General features: G+C 49.3%; 18 protein-coding genes and 1 tRNA gene. 12 read left to right on the top strand and 7 right to left on the bottom strand.

Annotation, left to right across the window (positions count from 1 at the left end; genetic code table 11):
* Positions 1-97 precede the first annotated feature (97 nt).
* Together KJS94_RS09955 and KJS94_RS09950 are read left to right on the top strand one after the other, a co-directional pair.
* Positions 98-1,033: an ARPP-1 family domain-containing protein gene (locus tag KJS94_RS09955; protein ID WP_214447379.1), complete on the top strand. Its 936-nt coding sequence runs from the start codon at positions 98-100 to the stop codon at positions 1,031-1,033.
* A 10-nt stretch (positions 1,034-1,043) separates the two neighbouring features.
* On the top strand, positions 1,044-1,688 hold the full coding sequence (locus KJS94_RS09950) for a polysaccharide deacetylase family protein (RefSeq protein WP_214447380.1): 645 nt from the start codon (positions 1,044-1,046) through the stop codon (positions 1,686-1,688).
* Between the two features lie 128 nt (positions 1,689-1,816).
* Here KJS94_RS09950 and KJS94_RS09945 read toward each other — a convergent pair whose 3' ends face one another.
* Positions 1,817-2,710, bottom strand: coding sequence for a hypothetical protein (locus KJS94_RS09945; RefSeq protein ID WP_214447381.1), 894 nt, complete (start codon positions 2,708-2,710; stop codon positions 1,817-1,819).
* A gap of 100 nt (positions 2,711-2,810) precedes the next feature.
* On the opposite strand from KJS94_RS09945, the gene KJS94_RS09940 reads away from it, so the two are divergent.
* The 4 genes from KJS94_RS09940 (at position 2,811) to KJS94_RS09925 (ending at position 5,304) form a co-directional block, all read left to right on the top strand.
* Positions 2,811-3,587, top strand: a complete 777-nt coding sequence (locus tag KJS94_RS09940) for a TatD family hydrolase (protein WP_214447382.1) — start codon at positions 2,811-2,813, stop codon at positions 3,585-3,587.
* Complete coding sequence (locus KJS94_RS09935) at positions 3,584-4,630, top strand: asparaginase (RefSeq protein WP_214447383.1); 1,047 nt, start codon at positions 3,584-3,586, stop codon at positions 4,628-4,630. The genes KJS94_RS09940 and KJS94_RS09935 overlap by 4 nt, the downstream gene beginning before the upstream one ends.
* A 27-nt stretch (positions 4,631-4,657) precedes the next feature.
* A tRNA-Ser gene (locus KJS94_RS09930) sits at positions 4,658-4,745 on the top strand.
* A 322-nt stretch (positions 4,746-5,067) separates the two neighbouring features.
* Positions 5,068-5,304: a GIY-YIG nuclease family protein gene (locus tag KJS94_RS09925; protein ID WP_214447384.1), complete on the top strand. Its 237-nt coding sequence runs from the start codon at positions 5,068-5,070 to the stop codon at positions 5,302-5,304.
* A 273-nt stretch (positions 5,305-5,577) separates the two neighbouring features.
* On the opposite strand, the gene KJS94_RS09920 is transcribed toward KJS94_RS09925, so the two are convergent.
* The 3 genes from KJS94_RS09920 to KJS94_RS09910 form a co-directional block, all read right to left on the bottom strand.
* Entirely contained in the window at positions 5,578-5,991 is a 414-nt protein-coding gene (locus KJS94_RS09920) for an acyl-CoA thioesterase (RefSeq protein WP_214447385.1), read from the bottom strand.
* Positions 5,992-6,068: 77 nt separating this feature from the next.
* Positions 6,069-6,797: a hypothetical protein gene (locus KJS94_RS09915; RefSeq protein ID WP_214447386.1), complete on the bottom strand. Its 729-nt coding sequence runs from the start codon at positions 6,795-6,797 to the stop codon at positions 6,069-6,071.
* Positions 6,798-6,955: 158 nt separating this feature from the next.
* Positions 6,956-7,870, bottom strand: a complete 915-nt coding sequence (locus KJS94_RS09910) for an AraC family transcriptional regulator (protein ID WP_214447387.1) — start codon at positions 7,868-7,870, stop codon at positions 6,956-6,958.
* Between the two features lie 143 nt (positions 7,871-8,013).
* Between KJS94_RS09910 and KJS94_RS09905 the strand changes: the two genes are divergently transcribed.
* The 3 genes from KJS94_RS09905 (at position 8,014) to KJS94_RS09895 (ending at position 12,674) form a co-directional block, all read left to right on the top strand.
* Positions 8,014-9,489: a xylulokinase gene (locus tag KJS94_RS09905; protein ID WP_214447388.1), complete on the top strand. Its 1,476-nt coding sequence runs from the start codon at positions 8,014-8,016 to the stop codon at positions 9,487-9,489.
* A 30-nt stretch (positions 9,490-9,519) separates the two neighbouring features.
* Positions 9,520-10,848: a xylose isomerase gene (gene xylA, locus KJS94_RS09900; RefSeq protein WP_214447389.1), complete on the top strand. Its 1,329-nt coding sequence runs from the start codon at positions 9,520-9,522 to the stop codon at positions 10,846-10,848.
* Positions 10,849-11,003: 155 nt separating this feature from the next.
* The gene (locus KJS94_RS09895) at positions 11,004-12,674 is read left to right on the top strand and encodes a sodium/sugar symporter (RefSeq protein WP_214447390.1); all 1,671 of its coding nucleotides are present in this window, start codon (positions 11,004-11,006) and stop codon (positions 12,672-12,674) included.
* 75 nt (positions 12,675-12,749) lie between these two features.
* On the opposite strand, the gene KJS94_RS09890 is transcribed toward KJS94_RS09895, so the two are convergent.
* Positions 12,750-13,274, bottom strand: coding sequence for a DUF983 domain-containing protein (locus tag KJS94_RS09890; protein WP_239804119.1), 525 nt, complete (start codon positions 13,272-13,274; stop codon positions 12,750-12,752).
* A 124-nt stretch (positions 13,275-13,398) separates the two neighbouring features.
* On the opposite strand from KJS94_RS09890, the gene KJS94_RS09885 reads away from it, so the two are divergent.
* Positions 13,399-14,223: a CHAD domain-containing protein gene (locus tag KJS94_RS09885; RefSeq protein WP_214447391.1), complete on the top strand. Its 825-nt coding sequence runs from the start codon at positions 13,399-13,401 to the stop codon at positions 14,221-14,223.
* A gap of 47 nt (positions 14,224-14,270) precedes the next feature.
* Here KJS94_RS09885 and KJS94_RS09880 read toward each other — a convergent pair whose 3' ends face one another.
* Together KJS94_RS09880 and KJS94_RS09875 are read right to left on the bottom strand one after the other, a co-directional pair.
* Positions 14,271-15,548, bottom strand: coding sequence for a UDP-N-acetylmuramoyl-tripeptide--D-alanyl-D-alanine ligase (locus tag KJS94_RS09880; protein WP_214447392.1), 1,278 nt, complete (start codon positions 15,546-15,548; stop codon positions 14,271-14,273).
* Positions 15,549-15,655: 107 nt separating this feature from the next.
* Complete coding sequence (locus KJS94_RS09875) at positions 15,656-17,224, bottom strand: SUMF1/EgtB/PvdO family nonheme iron enzyme (protein ID WP_239804118.1); 1,569 nt, start codon at positions 17,222-17,224, stop codon at positions 15,656-15,658.
* A 154-nt stretch (positions 17,225-17,378) separates the two neighbouring features.
* Here KJS94_RS09875 and porU point away from each other — a divergent pair, with 154 nt between their 5' ends.
* Both porU and porV read left to right on the top strand, forming a co-directional pair.
* Positions 17,379-20,774, top strand: a complete 3,396-nt coding sequence (gene porU, locus KJS94_RS09870) for a type IX secretion system sortase PorU (protein ID WP_214447393.1) — start codon at positions 17,379-17,381, stop codon at positions 20,772-20,774.
* A 193-nt stretch (positions 20,775-20,967) separates the two neighbouring features.
* On the top strand, positions 20,968-22,137 hold the full coding sequence (gene porV / locus KJS94_RS09865) for a type IX secretion system outer membrane channel protein PorV (RefSeq protein ID WP_214447394.1): 1,170 nt from the start codon (positions 20,968-20,970) through the stop codon (positions 22,135-22,137).
* Positions 22,138-22,152: the final 15 nt, after the last annotated feature.

Here is a 22,152-nt window from a genome sequence, read left to right as displayed (position 1 = left end):
ATCTTTTACCGGCGGCCAAAGAATTTTAGAATTAAGCCAGCCCGGAATTGATTCTAATGAACGGGTTAGCTAGTTTTACCGCCTGAAGCCAATTTCGATGAGGAAACCACTGATGGTCTTTTTGCTTTTAATGGCCTGTATTGGAGCCATGGCGCAGTTTGGCTGCGACCACCTCGTGGTGGATGCTGAAGGTGGCTGGGAATTCAAAGGCCTTAGACTGGTCCCTATTCGCCCCAAAGGTTTCCCCGGTGCAGGTTCTGCCAATAGTTTCCCCAATCTGGTCTCCTTCGGGGAGGCCCTTGCAAAAGGATATATCAAAGTGGAAGAGCGGGGTTCTGCAGCCGTGGAGAACGTCCACTACCTTTCCGTTTACAACAACTCAGATAAGACCGTTTACATAGGTGGGGGCGAATTATTGATGGGGGGCAGGCAGGACAGGATGGTGACCCGTGACACGGTTTTATTACCCGGATCCGGTCGGCTCGACCTGCCGGTGATGTGTGTGGAAGAAGGCCGCTGGAGCAACAAGACCAAGGACTTTATTTATAAGGGGATGGCCAACCAGCGCCTGCGTAAGGTGCTTGACCTGACCAGGAACCAGGTGCTGATCTGGAAGGATATTGGCAGGCAACTGGGGGAGGATAGCCTGGTGACCAAAACCTTTTCCTACCTGGCCAGGACGGGCGATAAGGCCTTCCTGCAGGAGCAGCAATCCTACCTCGATTATTTCAGGCGGCAGTTGAATGCATCCGACAGCAATATAGTAGGGTTTGTTGCCATTTGTGGCGACAGTGTGATCGGCATGGACCTCTTTGCTAACCGTCATTTGTTATATACCCAGTCCGATGCCTTGTTCCACGCCTATATTGATGAGGCCATCCGGATCAATAAAAGCCCTGCCATAAAAGATGAAGTGTTGGCGAAATATATTGAATCGCACCTTTGCGATAAACAGCAGCAGGAACAGTTCCTGAAAACAAACGGGAGGAAGTTCATGTTGTACGATAAATTGCTTCACCTGAGTTTTTATTAAACGAAGTACCATGATGTATTGGGCCACTGCCAATCGTTTGCTGCGAATGCTCTATCCCGGCCTGCACTGGAAAGTAAAGACGGGGGAGAAGAAGCTATACCTCACTTTCGATGATGGCCCCCATCCTGCCATTACCTCCTATGTGCTTGACCTGTTAAAGCAATACCATGCCAGGGCCAGTTTTTTTTGTATAGGAAAGAATGTTGTTGCTAACCCAGATGTATATGCGCGTATTCTGGAAGATGGGCATGCCGTGGGCAACCATACCATGAATCACCGCAACGGATGGAAGACGGATCATGAAGATTATTTTGACAACATCAGGCAAGCTTCAGCTATTATTGATAGCAGGATGTTTCGCCCTCCTTATGGAAGGATCAGGAGGTTCCAGGCCAATGCATTAAAGTCTAACGGTTGGGAGATCGTCATGTGGTCTTTGTTGAGTGGTGATTTTGACATCACCCTTAGTCCACCGAAATGCTGGGATTTGGTAAGGAAGCATGCGGGGCCGGGAAGTATTATTGTTTTTCATGATAGCGAGAAGGCTTATGACAGATTGGCCTATGCCTTACCGAGGACCCTGGAAACGTTTAGCCAGCAAGGTTATACATTCGAGAAACTTACAATGGATATTTTGCGCAAGGACAAGGAATAACGGATGGGTAAAATTTGAAGGTTTTGGAGTGGTAATTCCTTAAAAAAAGTTGGGCCTGGGTAGAAACCCTGGCCCGTTTTTAATCCGTACCCTATGAAAACTAGTTTAAAGGTATAATAATTTTTTAATTACTTCAAAGTAATTTCTTTGGAAACCCCATTTACCTTGAGGGTTGCCTTATTGTCACAATCCCCGGTCCCAAAGTCGATAACAGCGGTCGGACCATCGTTCCTGGTCACGGCTTTTTTACCGGCAACGATCCAACGGCAGTTGAAGCGCTTGATCAGGGGTTCCTGGGTGGAGGTGGTCCAGGTATGGGTCTTGTCGCCCCGCTTTACCAGGCCGCTACCGCTACCGGTAATGCTGAATACATCGTCGGCAGGGAAGAAGGGGGTACCCCAGCCATCGGTTTGGGTGATCAGGCGGGTGCGGTTCCATTCTACATAGTTGCCGTCAGGACGGGTAACCTTGCCATTGGTTACCTTGGTTTCAAAGCTGAACTGGGTGGATGTGCTCTTGTTTTCTACCCTGTGGGTGCCTTCCACCTTATTATCATTCACGTAGTAACCATCGAAACTGGTTTCTGCTACACTGCCCGGTTTAACCATCCTGCCGGTATAAACAGTGATGATCTTGCCCTTCCTGGTCCTTCCATCGCGGCCCTGGCAGCCGGTGGTGCCGAAGTCAATGGTCACTTTCAGCGGGAAACTGTCCGGGGCGGCCAGTTGCTCCACCTGCACGGTAAAGCATTCAGATTGGAGGGCGCCGGGCTGGTCGGAGTTGGCAGACTGGAAAACGCCTGTGCCGCCAATGCCTACGGTATTGTTCACACCCATTACATTGTTGAAGACATCATCATAATAGATCTCAGCTTCGGCATCGGCTTCGGCGCTGGCCTGGCTGTTAACAACCTGTTCATCGGTTGTGGGGTTATCGGAAGATTTGCTACAGCTGGTAAAGGTAAGCAGCAGGCCGAGGCTCAATCCGGCAAACAGGCCGGAGGGGTTGGTGTTGATTTTCATACTACGTGATTTACTGATATTTTTTTGTGGTTTACGGAAATATGACCGGGTTGCATCTATAACGTTTAAAATAGAATTAAATTTTTTTGAACTTTGCCAAATGACCCTGATAGATACCCATTGCCATCTTTACCTGGAAGAGTTCAAACCTGATATTAATGAAGTGATGTCCCGGGCAGGGTCTGAAGGGGTAGAAGCCATCTACCTCCCGGCCATCGACAGTAGTGAACACCGGAATATGTTTGACCTGGAAGCGGCCTGGCCGGGCAAATGTTTTGCCATGATGGGCCTGCACCCCTGCTATGTAAAAGAGACTGTTGAGGAAGAACTGAAGCTGGTGGAAGACTGGCTGGCCAAAAGGCCCTTTGCGGCGGTAGGGGAGATCGGCCTGGATTTTTACTGGGACAGGACCTTCGAGGCCCAGCAATATGATGCCTTCAGGCGGCAGGTGATCCTGGCGAAACAGTATGAGCTGCCCATCGTGATTCATTCGCGGAATTCTACCCAGGAGTGTATCAATATAGTAAAAGAGCACCAGGACGGTCACCTGAACGGGATCTTCCATTGTTTTTCCGGCAGTTACGAGTCGGCTAAGGAGATCATCAAGGCTGGTTTTTACCTGGGCATCGGTGGGGTGCTTACCTATAAGAATGCCGGTTTACCGGCTGTGCTGGAGAAGCTTAGCCTCGACCACCTGGTGTTGGAGACCGATGCGCCCTACCTGACGCCGGTTCCTTTCCGGGGCAAACGTAATGAGCCGTCCTATCTTAAATATGTAGTGACAAAACTGGCCGATATATATAAGGTGAGTGAGGAGGAAGTGGCAGAGCGGACCACGGCCAATGCCCGCAAAATCTTCAAAAAACTTCACCCATGACAACAGTCCGTCGCCCAAAAGCTACCAGGATCCTGATCATTTATACCGGGGGTACGGTAGGGATGGTCATGGACAATGAGAGTGGCGCGCTCAAGCCCATTGGTTTCAAGGAGATCAGGGATAATATCCCCGAGATCGTCAAGTTGGGTTATGATTTCTCGGTACATGCCTTCAATCCCCCGATGGATTCCTCGAACATGCATCCGGATGTATGGATCGAGCTGGCTAACATCATTGAGAAGAACTACAACGACTATGATGGGTTTGTGATCCTGCACGGGTCCGATACCATGGCCTTTACGGCATCGGCCTTAAGTTTCCTGCTGGAGAACCTGGACAAGCCCGTGATCCTTACCGGATCACAGTTGCCAATCGGTGAGATCAGGACCGATGCCAAGGAAAATATCATCACGGCCCTGGAGATAGCCGCTGCCCGCAAGGGGGGCAAGGCGATCGTTCCGGAGGTCTGCATCTATTTCGATTACCAGCTGTTCAGGGGCAACCGCTCCAAGAAGTACAATGCCGAGAAGTTCGAGGCCTTTTACAGCATGAACTATCCGCCCCTGGCCGAGGCGGGGATCACCATCAAATACCAGCGCCAGTTCATCCTGAAGCACCCGGAGGGAAAGCTGAAAGTGTACAAGAAGCTGAACTCGAATATTGCGGTGCTGAAGATCTTCCCGGGCATGACGGAACCTATGGTGGAGGCGGTGCTGAATACCCCTGATGCCAGGGCGGTTATCCTGGAGACCTTTGGGAGCGGTAATGCCACTACGGCGCCCTGGTTCATTGATTGCCTGCGCAGGGCGATCCAGCGGGGATTGATCATTGTGAACATCACCCAATGCGATGGTGGGGCCGTTGAACTGGGGCGTTACGAGACCAGTGTACAACTGAAGGAACTGGGTGTGTTAAGTGGCCACGACATGACCTATGAGGCCACCCTGGCCAAGCTGATGTTCCTGCTGGGCCAGTCGCTGTCCCGGAAAAAGATTGTGGAATTATTGGAAACTTCCTTGCGAGGGGAGTTGACAAGTGGATAAGATACCCTATATTTGCGACCCATTCCCGGAGAGGTGTCCGAGCGGTTGAAGGAGCACGCCTGGAAAGTGTGTATACCCCTAAAGGGTATCGCGGGTTCGAATCCCGCTCTCTCCGCCTTCGCCCACCGAAGCTTTAGCGTAGGTGGGCTTTGCTTTTCTAGTACCTTGGGTTCCATTGCAGGTGGGCTTCGGCGGACAAGGTCCGTGGAAGGTGCGAAAGCAACAAAAGCCAGCCTGAGCTTAAAGTTCAGGCTGGCTTTTTTATTTAAGATATGATCATTCCCTTCTCACCGGCATATCGTTAAGTGTGATTATATGTCACCTATGATGTAGACTACTATACAACATATCATCTTCCTATAATTACTTTTCCTTGGAAACCAACTCCTGTTAAAATTCCCGAGTCAACACATGTCTCGTTTGGGTAGTTTTATTCCATGTATTTCGTCTACATTCTCCGTTGTTCCAATGGTGACCACTATAAGGGTTGCACTTCAGATCTTGATGCCAGGGTGGAAAGGCACCAGCTGGGAATGGTGCCGGCCACGGCAGGCATAAGGCCCGTGGAGTTAATTTTCTACTGTGCTTTCACGGATAAATACAAGGCATTTTCATTTGAGCAGTATTTGAAATCCGGTTCCGGAAGGGCGTTCATGAGGAAGAGGTTGGTATGAAGTAATATTTTATACCCCACCTTATGCAGTCGTAGAGTTCCCCGATGAACAAAAGTCTGATGAAGAAATGTATTTCGCCCATTTACATCGGGGTCCCCTTCGGGAGACCCCGCTGGGGTTAAAATAAATGTAGGTACGACGTAGTCTTTTCAGGAGTCCCTGATGGGGTAATAGTCTTTCTTCATCAAATGGGAACAAGCGCAGCGAGTGGGCAGCCCTTTGTTTTGGCTACCCCCCTACTGGGGATCACCGGAGCGAAGCGGAGGTAATCCCTCACCCCCTCACAGGCCTGAGCAATTCCATCATCCCTTTATCGATCCGTTTGGGTCGCATGGTGCTGGACTGCAACAGGCACCAGGTGGTAGCCGCTTTGGCCAATAGTTTTTGGTTGGACTGGTTGTAGAAATGCACATGCCTGACTGACCTTGGGCCGCCGGTTTGTCCTACCCAGGTATAGGCAATGATGGTATCCTTTTCAAAAGCAGGGGAGAGGTAGTCGATCTCATGTCTCAGCACTACCCAAAGGTTATCCTGCCTGATGGCTTTGCTGGCCAACTGCTCCCAATGCGCAGCCGAGACTTCCTGCACCCAGTCGAGGTATACTGTATTGTTCACATGTCCCAATACATCAATTGCACTTTGTTCAACAGTAAATGAATACTGGAAAGCATGTGGTGGTATATCCATAATAAAATTTTGCCAGGTATATTTTCCTGGCAAAATTAATTGTTAGTCCTAAATGGAAGTATTCAATGTCTGGATAATCAATTAGCTGCTATTTTACATTCACCCAATACACAACTCGCAAATATGCTATATGGATCTCCCATTCTAATAGCTATATAACCATGTTTGGTATATATAGGAATGGTCTTTTCGAATATAACAGTTCCGCCTTTATTGTCATAGTTTGACATGGATGTAACAAACCTAAAATTATCTGTCCCTTTAATGTGGGAAACCCTTGTATAATACCAGTTATTATTACTTACCAGGGTTGATCCTGCCCAAACAAACTCTGTTGTGAATGAATGCAGGTCAACTGATTGGATGGGAGGCGTACCGTCTCCTGTCACGGGATCATATTTGATCTGTGGAACAAAGTTTGAGAATTGGCCATCTGCTTTAGGCTTCCATTTATAATAGATGTTTTTGTTCTCAAACCCTACTTCTTTTTTTGTCTGTAGTCTCGTGCCTACATTTGCTCCCTGAGTGATGAATTCAATTCCCTCGGCTGTTTTGAAGTAAGTTTTAGGTCCAGGGATCAGGTATCCGCCATTTTGGTAACTGAAGCAATCCCAGGTACTTACTTCCATTGCAAATACGGTATCAATGGACTTAACTTGAAGAGTATCAATTTTAACAATGGTATCTCTCTCGATTTGAATTACTGTATCCCTTTCAACCTCCTTGGTGCAAGACGATGTACTGAACTGAAGTGAGGATAACAACAGAACAATCCCAAAAATAGAAAGGCCGGAAAAATTGCGCATAGAATCAGGAATTATTGCAGCAAAATTATCATAGGACTTGATCTATGCAAGTATTACAGTAAATAAAATTTTACCACTTTAGTAGTACATATTATAGAAAAGGAAAACTTGACATGCCGCTAATGATTCTGGTCTGGATAATGACATTCCTTTAAAGATTAGTCCTGACCGGTCAGCACCCTCAACTCTGTATGGGCATCCATGACAGGAACGCTATTGCTGATACTGCTTTCCGCGAAGCGCTTCCGGTAGTTTCCCGGTGTCATGCCCTTGATACGGAGGAACTGCTTATTGAAATTGGCCAGTGTATTGTAGCCTGTTTCATAACAGATATCAGCTATGGGCTTGGCGGTATCCATGAGCAGCTGGCAGGCTTTCCCGATCCGCACTTCATTCAGGAAGGCAACATAGGTTTTCTTGGTGCTCTTGCGGAAATAATGGCAAAAGGCAGGAACACTCATGCCAATATGGGCGGCCACTTCCTGCAGACTGATCTCTTCTGCGTAGTGATCAATAGTATACTGAAATACTTTATCGATCCGTTCGCGGTTTCGGGAAAGGAAGGTACCTGCTTCCTGGGTGGATACCGATTCATAATTGTCAGATGAAGCTAACAGGGATAAACAACCGAAAAGTAACCCTATCCTTTGCGCACCGCTGGCATGTTCCAATTGCCGGATCAATGGAGAAAGGGTGGCGCATAAGCCTTGTTCAAGCTTCAGGCCCTGCATGGACCTTTGGAACAATAACCTGATCTCCCTGCATTCGGGCAGCTGCAGGAATTCCTTGCCCCAGAAATCTTCCCTGAATTGGATCACCACTGCTGCAGTCACCAGATCAGGCGCTGCTTTCTGGAAGGTATGGGGAAGGTTGCTGCCCAGAAAGAAGACATCGCCTGTTTTAAAGGAGCCCACATGGTTCCCGATATAGGCCGTGCCTTCGCCTTCCAGGAACAGGATGAGTTCATATTCTATATGTTGGTGCCAGGGTACTTCGAAATGGGGAGTCCGGTAGGTACGGGCTACAAATGAGGTGTTCTCACTTAATGGCAGTTTTTCAATCAGCGGCTTCATTTGCAACAATATTGAGTGGCAGGATGCAATAAATATACGAATAATGATAAAATAGTTTCAATAATGAACAATAAAGTGATTCGTGCTTGGCTAAAGGCTGGTTAAATTTAGATTCGGTATTGATAACCAATTATTGCTGCCATATGCTATTGCTCGGGATCGACCTTGGTACGTCATCAGTAAAGGTTTCTGTGGTAGATGCACAGAGCCAGCAAACCCTTTGTTCTGTCAGTTACCCTGAAACGGAAGCGGCCATCAGTGCGCCACAGGCCGGATGGGCTGAACAATCACCCGATGATTGGTGGGACCATGTGCAGCAGGCCATCCTTAAGGCCCATGCAAAGGGTGCCTATGACCCCGCAGCCATTGGCGCCATTGGTATTGCCTACCAGATGCATGGCTTGGTAGTAGTGGATAAGGACGGATTGGTGCTTCGGCCTTCCATCATCTGGTGCGATAGCAGGGCTGTACCTTTCGGCGATCGTGCCTTCGAGGCCCTGGGGGAATCTTCCTGCCTGCAACGCTTATTGAACAGCCCTGGAAACTTCACCGCCGCAAAACTCGCTTGGGTGAAGGAGCATGAACCTTCGATCTATGCGAGGATCCATCAAGTGATGTTGCCCGGTGATTTCATCGCCTATCGCCTGACCGGTGAGATCACCACTACGCCGTCTGCATTGAGTGAAGGCATATTCTGGGATTTCCAGGAGAATGGCTTGAGCCGGGAATTACTTGCTTACTTCGGTTTTGATGAATCGATCATCCCACCCATTCAGGCGGTGTTTTCCAATCATGGATCCCTGCGTAGGGATATTGCCCATGCCCTCGGTTTGCGTGCAGGCATTCCCGTTAGTTACAAGGCCGGGGACCAGCCCAATAATGCCCTTTCCCTGAATGTGCTGGAGCCGGGTGAAGTGGCCGCCACTGCCGGAACATCGGGCGTAATCTATGGTGTGAGCGGGGAAGCAAAGGCTGATCCGCAATCAAGGGTGAACAGCTTTGCGCATGTGAACCACAGCGACCAACATACGAGGATCGGTGTACTGCTTTGCATCAATGGTACCGGCATCCTGAATAGTTGGACGAGGAAGCAGCTGGCAGGCAATGAAGACTATGATCTGCTCAACCATAAAGCTGCTGCGATCGAACCAGGGTCTGAAGGGGTGAGGGTCATCCCTTTTGGTAACGGTGCTGAACGGATGCTGAACAACAGGATCCCCGGCGCGCATTTCCTTAACCTTGACCTGAATCGTCACGGGCAGGGCCATTTACTCAGGGCCATCCAGGAAGGCATTGCTTTTTCTTTCCGCTATGGCCTCGATATCATGCGTGCCAATGGTATGCAACCTTCGGTTATCCGTGCAGGTAAGAACAACCTTTTTCTGAGTGAGGTATTCAGGCAGGTATTTGTGGATGTAACAGGTGTGCCTGTTGAACTCTACCAGAATGACGGTAGCGCAGGTGCTGCACTGGGGGCAGGTATTGGTGCGGGTGTGTATGCGCATCCAAAAGAAGCCTTTACAAAGTTGGTATCACTCGCCACTATCCATCCTTCACCGGATATTTCTTATGAACCTTATTACCAGGAGTGGCGATCACTGCTGGAAAAATTCCTGTAATCAAATTAGTCACCAGATAAATATTTCACTATGAGTATTGTTATTGGCAGCAAGGAATACTATAAAGGAATTGGCCAGGTTAAGTATGAAGGGCCGCAATCCGATAACCCGCTGGCCTTCCGCTGGTATGATGCGGAGCGGGTAGTAGCAGGCAAGAAAATGAAGGACCACCTGCGTTTTGCCTGTGCCTACTGGCACTCTTTCTGTGGATCAGGTGCTGATCCCTTCGGTGAGCCCACACACTTTTTTCCCTGGGAAGGAATCGCGGATCCCCTGGAGCGCGCCAAGGCGAAGATGGATGCGGCCTTCGAGTTCATCACCAAGATGAACCTGCCTTTTTATTGCTTCCACGATGTTGATGTGGTGGATTATACCAATGATGTGGCAGAGAATGAGCGAAGGCTCCAGGCCATCACCGGCTATGCGAAGCAGAAGCAGGAAGCAAGCGGTGTAAAGCTATTATGGGGAACGGCCAATCTCTTCTCCAACAGGAGGTATATGAATGGCGCCGCCACCAATCCTGATTTCCATGTGCTGGCACATGCCGGCGCGCAGGTAAAAGCTGCCCTCGATGCTACCATTTTCCTGGGTGGACAGAACTATGTTTTCTGGGGCGGTCGTGAAGGGTATATGAGTCTCCTGAATACCGATATGAAAAGGGAGCAGGAGCATATGGCAAGGTTCCTCCACATGGCGAAAGATTATGCCCGCAGCCAGGGATTCAAAGGGACCTTCTTCATTGAGCCCAAGCCCTGCGAGCCATCCAAGCACCAATACGATTATGATTGCGCTACCGTGATCGGCTTCCTTCGCCATTTTGGTTTGCAGGATGATTTCAAGATCAACATTGAAGTGAACCATGCCACACTGGCCGGCCACAGCTTCACCCATGAATTGCAGGTAGCTGCCGATGCAGGAATGCTGGGCAGTATCGATGCCAATCGAGGTGATTACCAGAATGGATGGGATACCGACCAGTTCCCCAATGATATCAATGAACTGACCGAGGCCATGCTGGTGATCCTGCAGGCCGGTGGCTTTGCCGGTGGTGGTATCAATTTCGACGCCAAGATCAGGCGTAATTCAACCGATCCGGAAGATATCTTCTATGCGCATATTGGTGGTATGGATACTTTCGCCAGGGCACTCCTGGTGGCAGATGCGGTATTGCAGCAGTCCGATTTCCTGAAGGTCAGACAGCAACGCTATGCTTCTTTCGATAACGATACCGGAAAGGATTTTGAGAATGGCCAGTTGAAACTGGAAGATCTTCGTAACTATGCTATCGCTCATGGTGAACCTGCTGTAAGGAGTGGAAGGCAGGAATACCTTGAAAACCTGATCAACCGTTTTATCTAAGCCAACAGAAAGTTTTTTAGTTCATCCGGGTGATGATGGAGCAAAGTGCCTGATTGCTTATCTTCCGTAAATGGTTCATGAACAAAGAGCGGAAGACCAGTATCCGGCACTTTGCCTTGACATCATCAACCAACATCATAAATGATTGCCTGCAAATGAAAACCCTGCAACAGCTCGATTATTTCGTTTTCCTCTTTTACTTCATTATTGTAGCAGCCTATGGCTGGTGGGTTTACCAGAAGAAGAAAGCCGCCACTACCAATACCAAGGATTATTTCCTTGCCGAAGGATCCCTGACCTGGTGGGCAATTGGTGCATCGCTGATCGCTTCCAATATTTCCGCGGAGCAGTTCATTGGCATGAGCGGATCGGGTTTCAAGATGGGATTGGCCATCGCTACCTATGAATGGATGGCTGCAGGAACCCTTTTGATCGTTGCCATCTTTTTCATCCCGGTTTACCTCAGGAACAAGATCTACACCATGCCGCAGTTCCTGAACCAGCGGTATAATGGCACCGTGAGCATGATCATGGCCGTTTTCTGGCTCCTGCTCTATGTGTTGGTAAACCTCACTTCAATTCTCTACCTGGGGGCACTGGCCATCAGTAGTATCTCAGGCTTCAGCCTGACTTTATGTATGATGTTCCTGGCCCTTTTTGCCATCATCATTACCCTGGGTGGCATGAAGGTGATCGGTTATACGGATGTGATCCAGGTCTTCTTCCTGATCGTAGGCGGACTGGCCACCACCTACCTGGCCCTTCACCTGGTATCTGAGCATTTTGGCGGATCAGGACTGGTACACGGATTTAATATCCTGACAGAAAAGGCGGATGACCATTTCCATATGATCTTCAAAAAGGACAATCCCAATTATATGGACCTGCCGGGATTATCTGTGTTGATTGGGGGGATGTGGATCGTTAACCTGAATTACTGGGGTTGTAACCAGTACATCACGCAGCGCGCCTTGGGTGCCGATCTTCCAACTGCAAGGAATGGTATTCTCTTCGCAGCTTTCCTGAAATTGCTGATGCCCGTGATCGTGGTATTGCCTGGGATCGCTGCCTATGTATTGTACCAGGAAGGTAATTTCCAGACCGAGATGCTGCAGGCCGGTGAGCTCAATCCTGATAAGGCTTACCCGGTATTGCTCAACCTGCTCCCTGCCGGATTGAAAGGCCTTGCCTTCGCAGCCTTGACGGCTGCAGTAGTAGCTTCCCTTGCCGGAAAGGCCAACAGCATTGCCACCATCTTTACCCTTGATATCTATAAGAAGAAGATCAATGCTAACGCCGATGAACAAACGCAGGTGAAGATCGGCCGTTGGACCGTTATCATCTCCATGTTATTGGCGGTATTGATTGCCCCATTGATGGGTATTGATAAAAAGGGAGGGTTCCAGTATATCCAGGAATACACAGGGTTTGTATCACCCGGCATTTTCGCCATGTTCATCCTGGGCTTCTTCTGGAAAAAGACGACCAGCAATGCTGCCTTGTTTGCTACCATTGGCGGTTTTGTATTGTCCCTCATCCTCAAGTTCCTGCCCGCCTGGGCTGACCTTTCTTTCCTTGCCCCATCAGGATTCGCCAAGGCCAATGATGTAGATGTGTATGAGATCCCTTTCATCGACAGGATGGGATTTGTTTTCCTTTTCTGTGTGTTGGGAATGGTTTTGATCAGCCTGTATGATAATAAAAGGGGTGTCAAGCCTAATGGATTGGAAGTGGATGCCAAAATGTTCAGGCTGCATCCTGCCTTCCTTGTCGGCGCCTTGATCGTTGCCGGCGTGATCGCTTCGCTGTATGCGATCTATTGGTAAGGGCTGGTATTATAAATGAAGAAGGCACTCCGTTTAACCTGAGTGCCTTCTTTTTTATTTCGACCAATTTTTCCTTTACCAGTTGTTCATTTGTTCCGGGATGATCCTTTCCAGTGTAGACCTGTCGATCTCTTTTTGCTTCCAGTCCTTGTCATACTTCACGAACCAGGATAACCAGATGGAGCGGGATAACCTCATAAAGACTGGCTGAAGTACCACCATCAAAATAGCATTGGTTATACCCCAATACAGCAGCCTGTAGTCCCCATCCTTCAGGGAGAAGCCGATCAGAACCCACCAGGCGATGAAGGTTGCCACGGTAAAGGCAACAGTCAGTGCGTAACTTACATAGGCGGTCCCGTAATAAAAACCCGGTTCAATTTCGGTTGGCTGCCCGCAAACCGGACAACTCTCATTCATCTTCATGATCTTTCCAAAAGCGTAAGGGTTACTGGATACAAAGATCTTTCCTTCCCTGCACCTGGGACACCTGTTGCCCAATACTGATCCAAGATAACTTGGCTGCTTGCCTTTATCCGACATTTCCTGCTGTTTTTGCAAAGGTATTTTAATAGGCTGGGATTGTGTTGTTGATGCCATGAATTGAGATTTATTCAGTTGCAAATGTCCATTTTGATTTCTTAATGAAAGGTGATTTTTATCACCCCTTCCGCTGTTTTTCTTCTGGAAAAATTTAGGTAGATTCAACGGCCAATCCCTTCCAATGGGAAGTTCTGCCTCCATAATAAAACAAGCTGCGAGGTTTGTTGGGGAGATGCACGCTCTGTTGAACGTCATCCTTCAAAGTCCTGAAACCAGCCTGGTGCATGATTACAGGGTAGGGATGAAACGTTTGCGGGCATTGCACCGGATGCTGGCTGCTATTGATCCATCCATACCGCCCAATCTTTCAGCCCCCTGGAAAAAAATATACCGGAGGGCAGGGGAGTTAAGGGACCTGCAGTTGTTGCAACATTTCATTCGCGAGCAGCCCGCCATGGCAGTGATTCAAAGTATGCTGGAGGATCAACTTTCCTGGCAGGAAAGGCTGCTTAGACAAGAAATAATGACCAGGGACCTTCCTGTGATGGCAGTCCAGCAATGGGATCCCGGGAAGGAGGAGCCTGTATGGGATCATTATTTTGAAACGGTCATAAGGACCTGGTTGGCATACTACAGGCAGCCGCATTACGATGATATCCTGCACCAGTTGCGAAAGATCCTGAAGGATATCTTTTATAACCTGCAATGGTTGGATAAAGCGAAAGTACAACCATCACCTTGGTTGCTTCCCCTGGTAGCTTTTGAACTGAAGGCTGTCACTGATTCACTGGGTGACCTGCAGGATATGGTGGTCAGGATCCGGCAGTTTAAGCAATTGGCCATCTTACCTGAACCTGCTGCAGCATCAGGGCTATTGGACCAGCTGGCTGGTGAATTAATGGGCGGCAAGGCTGTCATGGAGCAGCAATTATTCCCAAGGCTTGAAGCAGTTGCCGCCTGTTTTGAACAGATGATAGCGGATATCCAACCTGCCCACCATTCATAAAAAATACATCCACAGTTGGATGCATTCTCATCAAATTCTTTTGTTGATCATTGCAGGACCTTCTCCATCTGCATGCTCCTTGAGCCCTTGATGAGGATATGGGTGTCCTGGAAACCCTGTTCCTTGAACCATTCCCTTGCGGTCACCGAGTCAGGTAATTGAATGAAGGGGTGTTGGAGTTTGGCGAAATCCCCGCCTACCAGCACCACTTTATCCCATTTGTTGGAAGCGATCAGGTCAACAATGGACTGGTGCTCCTGCAGGCTTTCTTCCCCCAGTTCTGCCATAGCTCCCAGCATCAGTACTTTTTTACTGGCATGGAGACGGGCAAAGTTCTCGATGGCCAGTTTCATACTGCTGGGATTGGCATTATAGGCATCAAGGATGATGTGGTTGCTGTCCTTGTTGATCATCTGGGACCTGCTGTTGGATGGTGTATAGGCTTCGATGGCCTGTTTGATCAATGCATTCTTTACACCGAAATGCTTGCCAATGGTAACGGCCACCAATACATTGGGCAGGTTATAATCGCCTACGAGTTGGGTGTTGACCTCCATCGGGCTAACTCCCTTGCTGATTTGCACCTGCAGGAAGGGTTCGCTTGCTATTACTTTTCCTTCAATATCTGCATCATGGGTGCCATATTTAACCAGATGGGGGATATGATTACTCATGCTGTGGAGGTAATCATAATCCCACATCACGAATGCAGTGCCATCATTAGCCCTCAGGTAATCATATAGTTCTCCCTTTCCTTTTCGAACACCTTCCACGCCCCCGAATCCTTCGAGGTGGGCTTTACCGCAATTGGTAATGATGCCATGGGTGGGAAGTGTATAGGTACAATACCCTTCAATTTCTTTCTGGTGGTTCGCGCCCATCTCAATGACGGCTATTTCAGCATCCTTTTTTACCCTAAGGATGGTGAGCGGAATACCGATATGGTTGTTCAGGTTACCCTGTGTGGTATAGGTCTTGAAACTGGTGGCTAATACGGCATGGACAAGCTCCTTGGTGGTGGTCTTGCCGTTACTGCCTGTTATAGCAATAAAGGGAATATGGAGTTGCTGCCGGTGATAGCGGGCAAGGTCCTGGAGACAGGTCAGTACATCATCAACGAGTATCGTCCGGTCATCCACTTTGAATGCTTCCTCATCGATCACCGCATAGGCGGCACCGTTAGCCAGTGCCTGTGCGGCAAAGGCGTTGCCATTGAAATTGGCTCCCTTAAGTGCGAAGAAGATATCTCCCTGCTTCAACTGCCGGGTGTCAGTCTGAACGGAAGGATGTTCCAGGTAGATCTGGTAGAGCGTTTCGATATTCATTAGCGCAAATTAAGGAGGATTATCGTTTCATGGCCCATACCATTTAATGGATGAAAACAATAAAGCCATCCTTTTGGGATGGCTTTATTGTTGGCTATGCAATATGATTAGCGTTTGCGGCTATTTTGTTTTCTTGCTTTGTAGTTGATACCGGTCTTGCGGCCATTACCTTCGGGGCTACCCAGGCGGTCCATAGCGCAACGGAAACCTACAGTGTTGCTGGACTGGTCTTCTTCCAGGAAGCGGCGGGTACCGGGGCTCAGCCAGTAAGCGCGGTCGTTCCAGCTACCACCCTTGATAACGCGGCTCTTGTCGCTGATCAGGGTAGTGATACCATAACCGTAGCTTACACCTTGCAGCAGTGAGTCACCATCCAGGTAGTTGATCACATCACCCTTCTGGTAGTTACGACGGTTCTTGCTTTCATCGTCAGTAACCAGGCGGGTCTTGATGCGGCCCAGGCTATCCCTTTCAGGCTTACCGGTAGAACGATCTACGGTTTCGAACTTGTTACCACGGTAAGGAGCAACATCATCAAAGTCTGTGAGTGAGAGCGGACGATACACATCAGCGGTCCATTCGCTCACGTTACCACTCATATTATACAGGCCAAAGCCATTGGGGAAGAAAGATTGAACAGGTGCAGTGTATACGGCACGGTCGTTCAAACCACCTGCAACACCCATGTTATCACCAGAACCACGCTTGAAGTTGGCGAGGAAGGTGCCTTGCCAGCTACCGCTGCGGCTGTCGCGAAGGCCATTAACGTTCTGGCTCCAGGAGTAAACCTGCTTGTTGGCGATCAACTCTTCACCACGCTTACCTTCTTTCTTGGAAGGCATGGGGTTTTGGTTAACCAGGCCAAGTGCTGCGTATTCCCACTCCGCTTCTGTTGGCAGGCGATAGCCGGGCAACAGGATACCATCCTCGAAAGTTACATTGGTACGAGGGGTACCGTTGGGGTTCTTCAGCGTATTCTTCTTCGAACGGGCTGCTTTACCAGGGGTAGCCTGGTATTCACCCATCAGGTATGATTTGGTATTGAAGTTTTCCTGGGCAATGCCGGTGATATTCTTCAGGGACTTGTCATTGATAAAACCCCTCTTCATCAGTTCAAGTTCATTCACCCTGTCGGTACGCCACAGACAGAAATCATTGGCCTGCTTCCAGGTTACACCCACAACCGGATAATAGTTATAAGAGGGGTGACGGAAGTAATATTCAACCATTGGTTCGTTGTAGGCCAGCTCACTGCGCCATACCAGCGTATCAGGCAAGGCACCCTGACGGATGGCTTCGTACTCATCACCGTCAAATACGGTGTTGATCCAGTAGAGGTATTCGCGGTAGTGCACGTTGGCTACCTCGGATTTGTCAATATAGAAGGAGTTTACCGTAACGCGGCGGGGAGCGTTGTTCCAGTCGCCCATAACGTCTTCTTCAGTGGCACCCATAGTAAAGGTACCACCCTGAACGAACACGAGGCCCGGTCCGGTGCGTTGTTCTTTTTCTTTGGAAACCTGGTAACCACCCTGGTTCTTGTCATTGTAATTCCAACCGGTTACGTCGGATTTTTCGGTCTTTTTGCCAAACATCTTCCCGTTCTTACAGGAAGCCACCATGGCAGCGCAGGATACTAGGATTGCGAGGTTTTTCCAGTTCATATTGATAGCCATTTACGCTGGGTTTTAGACATCAATAACGGGAGCGTTTCCCGTTTATTGTATAGATAGTAATAAAAGGTAAATGCGAATATAGCACGTTTACCTAATCAATCCGTTTGCCAAACTCTCAAAACCCACCCTGATTCCACTATTTTTGGATAAGCTTATGAACCTTCGATTCCACCTGGTTGCCCTATCTGTATGTATTACAGCCTTTTTGCCAATAAGGGCACAGCGTAGCTATGCTGACCATTCCATACTCGCCTCTGGCAACTGGTATAAGGTTGGGGTGACCAGGACAGGCATCTATAAGCTCGACCTTCCCCTGCTCCAGCAATTGGGCATCAGCGGCACCATCCCTTCCGCCCAGCTCAGGTTATTCGGACGCCGGGAGCGAATGTTACCGGAGCCCTGTGCAGCCCCCGTGACGGATGACCTGGTAGAGATGGCCATTGAGGTGGCAGATGGCGGCGACGGGGTGATCAATGGACAGGACTACATATTATTCTATGCGCAAGGTGCGGACCGATGGGTGGCGGATACCCTTTCCAGGCGATTCAGGTACGAGAAGAACCTTTATGGGGATACCGCTTTTGTATTCCTGACCATCCAGGGTAATGGCAAAAGGATACTGCCTGCGGGAACGGTTTCCAGTCAGGGTACTCCTGTCAATACCTACCAGTTCCGGTATCACCATGAACTGGACAGTGTCAATCTATTATCCAGTGGCAAGTCCTGGCTCGGTGAACCTTTTAATATGGCCACGCTTTCCAGCAGGATATTCCAGGTGGGCATACCTGAGCCTGGTCCGGGTACAGAAGCCATAATGGTCTCCAAGGTTGCGGCAAGATCGGTCGGTACCACCAGCAGTTTCCTGGTGCGGGAATCCGGGTCGGATATCCTGGCGCATACCATCCCCAGTGTTTCCTCTTCTAACCTCGACCTGATTGCCAGGGAAGATAACCGGGAAGTGCGCTTCCCCGCAAAGCCGTCCATTTCCCTTGAATACCGCTTCCAATCGGCCAATGGTTCCGCCCTGGGATGGCTGGACCAATTTGATATATATGCACAGTCGGGGCTTGCCTTGCCTGCTTCCGGGCAATTGCCCTTCAGTAGCTGGGAGGCCTACGGGAAGAATGGTCCTATTGATTATATTTTCGGTTCCCTTCCTAACGGGGCCAGGGTTTGGGGGGTGAAGGACCCTTTGCAGCCGGTTGATCTGCCCAGGTCAGGTGCCGACCGTTTCCAGGCCGGGGAAGGTGGGCTGGGAGAATACATAGCCTTTTCCAGCCAGTATTTCCAGCCGGTTCCCATGGGAAAGGTAGGGAACCAGGACATCCATGGGGAGGCCATACCGGAAATGATCATCGTGACCGTTCCCCAACTGGAGCTTGAGGCGAGGCGACTGGCCGACTGGCACCAGTCCAGGGATGGGATCAGCAGCCTGGTGGTCACTACTTCCCAAGTCTTTAATGAATTCTCGGGTGGCATTGCCGATCCTACTGCTATCAGGGACATGGTCAAAATGTTTTACGACCGGGCCATGGGGAGCCAGGCCAGGGAACCCCGCTACCTGCTATTGTTCGGGGACGCTTCATTCGACTACAAGAACCGCATTAGCAGCAATACCAACCTGGTTCCTTCTTACCAGAGCAGCATTTCCCTTGATCCCCTTTCCACCTATACCAGTGATGATTATTACGGATTCCTGGATGATGAGGATGATATCAACAATGCCTTGCATTTGCCCATGCTGGAGATCAGCATTGGCAGGGTTCCTGCTGCTAGCGAAACACAGGCCAGGGCTTTTGTGGATAAGGTGATAGCCTATTATGCACCCTCCAACCGTGGCAGCTGGCGCAACCAGCTGAGTTTTATTGCCGACGATGAGGACCAGAACCTGCATTTGCGTGATGCCGAAGAGATCAGCAAGGCGGCGAATCAGGCCAATCCGATGTTTGGCTTGCAGAAGATCTATCTTGACGCCTATGATCAGGAGAGCAATGCATCGGGCAGTCGTTACCCGGCGGTGAACCAGGCGGTCAGTGAAACCATGCAGGAAGGGACGCTGATCTGGAATTACAGTGGCCATGGCGGTTTCAGGCGGCTGGCAGAAGAAGTGGTGCTGGATAAGGAAATTGTGGACAGCTGGCAACAGAACGGGAAGCTTCCCTTGTTCATCACGGCTACCTGCGATTTCGCACCTTATGATAATCCCGCCATCGAATCCCTGGGTGAATACCTCTTATTGAAGCCAGGGGCCGGTGGTATTGCCTTGATGACCACCACCCGATTGGTTTTTGCCTTCAGTAACCGGATCATGAACAGGAATTACCTGGCTACAGCCTTGCAGCCCTTGCCGGACGGGCGGTTCAGGTCGCTGGGGGAAGCCACAAGGGATGCCAAGAACCTCACTTACCAGAATTCAGGCGATCTTTTCAATAACCGGAAATTCACCCTTTTAGGGGATCCGGCCCTGACCCTTTCTTTCCCCGAGCACAGGGTTGCCACCCTTAAGATAAATGGGAGATCCATCGATTCAGGTGCCGATACCATCAGGGCCTTGCAAAAAGTGACGGTAGATGGGGTGGTAACCGATAAATCTGGTAATCCGCTGACCGGTTTCAATGGCTTTGTGTTTCCTCTGGTCCTGGACAAACCCTATGACCGGCAAACCAGGGCAAATGATCCGGGCAGCTTGAAGGAAAATTTCAAGGTACAGGACAGGATCCTTTTCAAGGGGAGGGCCACGGTCCAGAATGGTCGTTTCAGTTTTTCCTTCGTGGTACCCAAGGATATCAACTATGAAGCCGGCGAGGCAAGGATCAGCTATTATGCCACTGACAGCCTTTCCGATGCCAGTGGTGTATTTGCCGGCCTGCCCATTGCTGGTTCGGTGCCGCCTCCCCCCGACCGGGAGGGTCCGCAAATAAAGGCCTGGTTGAATGACCTTCAATTCAGGGATGGCGACCTGACCAATAAGCAGCCCATTCTCTTATTATCACTGGCGGATACTTCGGGCATTAATGTATTGGGAACAGGGATTGGCCATGATATCACCGCTACCCTTGAAGATGGCAGGGTGTTCACCCTAAACCGGTTTTTTGAAGCTGAAACGGATACATACCAATCCGGAAAGGTTCAGTTTGTCCTTCCTGAATTGCCAGAGGGGAAGCATCGCCTGAGGATAAAGGCCTGGGATGTGCTCAACAACAGCAGTGAGGTGGTCATTACCTTCAGGGTTGAGCAGAAGGCAGGTTTTGTATTAGAAAAAGTCTATAACTATCCTAATCCCACCAATGCCGGTACCCGCTTTGTGTTTGTCCATAACCAGAATGGCAGTCCATTAAGGGTCCAGGTCAATATTTATGGCATCAATGGCCAGAAAGTAAAAACCATTAATGGTACAATAATTGCCTCAGGAAACCGTTCCTTCATTGATTATGATGGAAGGAATGACCGGGGTTTCCCGCTCAGTCCCGGGATCTATGTTTACCAGGTAGTCCTTCAGAGACCAGATGGAAAGCAGGAATGGAAAGCGGGCAAACTGGTAAAACATTAAAAGAATGAGCAGGTTTTTGTTGCAGACCTTATTTAAATATTATTATTTTAGCCGCTTATAGAGAAAAATTTACCCAAAGGATTTATTGAAACGATAGACCAGACCCTGGACCACGAAAAGGGTAAATATCTCTTTGTGTACAGGACCATGCCTGTCGTTTCATGTGATTAAAAAAAGAAAAGAAAGCGAACACATGAGACAAAAGTCCCTGAAACTGGCTGTAGCGTTATTGTTGTCCGGAACCACCTTAGTACAGGCTCAATCTGAAACTGAACCTATAAATGTGGTTACAACAGCCGTTCCATTCCTGAGGATATCTCCCGATGCCCGCGCTGGCGGTATGGGTGAAACGGGAATTGCTACCCTGGCTGATGTAAACTCCCCCTTCTGGAACCTCGCCAAGACGCCCTTCAATGAAAGCAAGAGTGCGCTTGGCCTGACTTATTCCCCCTGGTTGAAGAACCTGGGACTTAACGATGTTTACCTGGCCACCCTGAGTGGGTATTATAAATTGGATGACCTGCAGGCCATCTCTACCTCTATGCGTTATTTCAACCTGGGCAATATCCAGTTCACGGATAACCTTGGTAATGAGTTCGGTTCTTTCAGGCCAAGGGAATTCGGTATTGATGTGGGTTACTCCAGGAAGCTTTCTGAAAAGATAGGTCTGGGTGTGGCCTTGCGTTATATCTATTCCAACCTGGCTGGTGGCCAGAACGTGAATGGTACTACCTACAAGGCGGGTAATTCCGTTGCGGGTGACCTGAGCTTCTATTATAATGGTGCCAATGAGAATGGCCAGGGATGGAGTGCGGGTGCAACCCTCACCAACCTGGGTGCCAAGATCGGGTATACTTCAGATGCTACCCAGAAGGATTTTATCCCAGCCAACCTGGGCCTGGGGGGTGCTTATACCAAGGTTTTCGATGAGAACAACAAGATGACCTTTGCCATGGATTTCAACAAGTTGATGGTGCCTACCCCTCCCGCCGTGGGTGACTCTGCCGGCCTGGTGGAATACCGTAGCATCAGTGTGGTGAACAGCTGGTTCAAGTCATTCGGTGATGCGCCCGGAGGTTTCAGCGAGGAATTGAGGGAGTGGACCATTTCTACCGGTGTGGAATACTGGTACCAGAACCAGTTCGCACTGCGCCTGGGCTATTTCTACGAAGACAAGACCAAAGGAAACCGCCAGTACTTTACAGTGGGTGCGGGCATCAAATACAATGTATTCGGCCTGAACTTCTCCTACATCATCCCTTCAGGAAGTGGTGTTAACCAGAATCCCCTGTCCAATACCCTGCGCTTTGGCCTGGTATTCGACTTTGGAGCCAATGCTGATGGCGGTGGAAGCAATGAATAATTCCAACCAAACGAT

Source organism: Flavihumibacter rivuli (genome assembly GCF_018595685.2).
In the GTDB taxonomy this organism is placed as follows: Bacteria; Bacteroidota; Bacteroidia; order Chitinophagales; family Chitinophagaceae; genus Flavihumibacter; species Flavihumibacter rivuli.
Note: the sequence above shows the minus strand (reverse complement) of the source record. Positions and strands in the feature narration are given on the sequence as shown.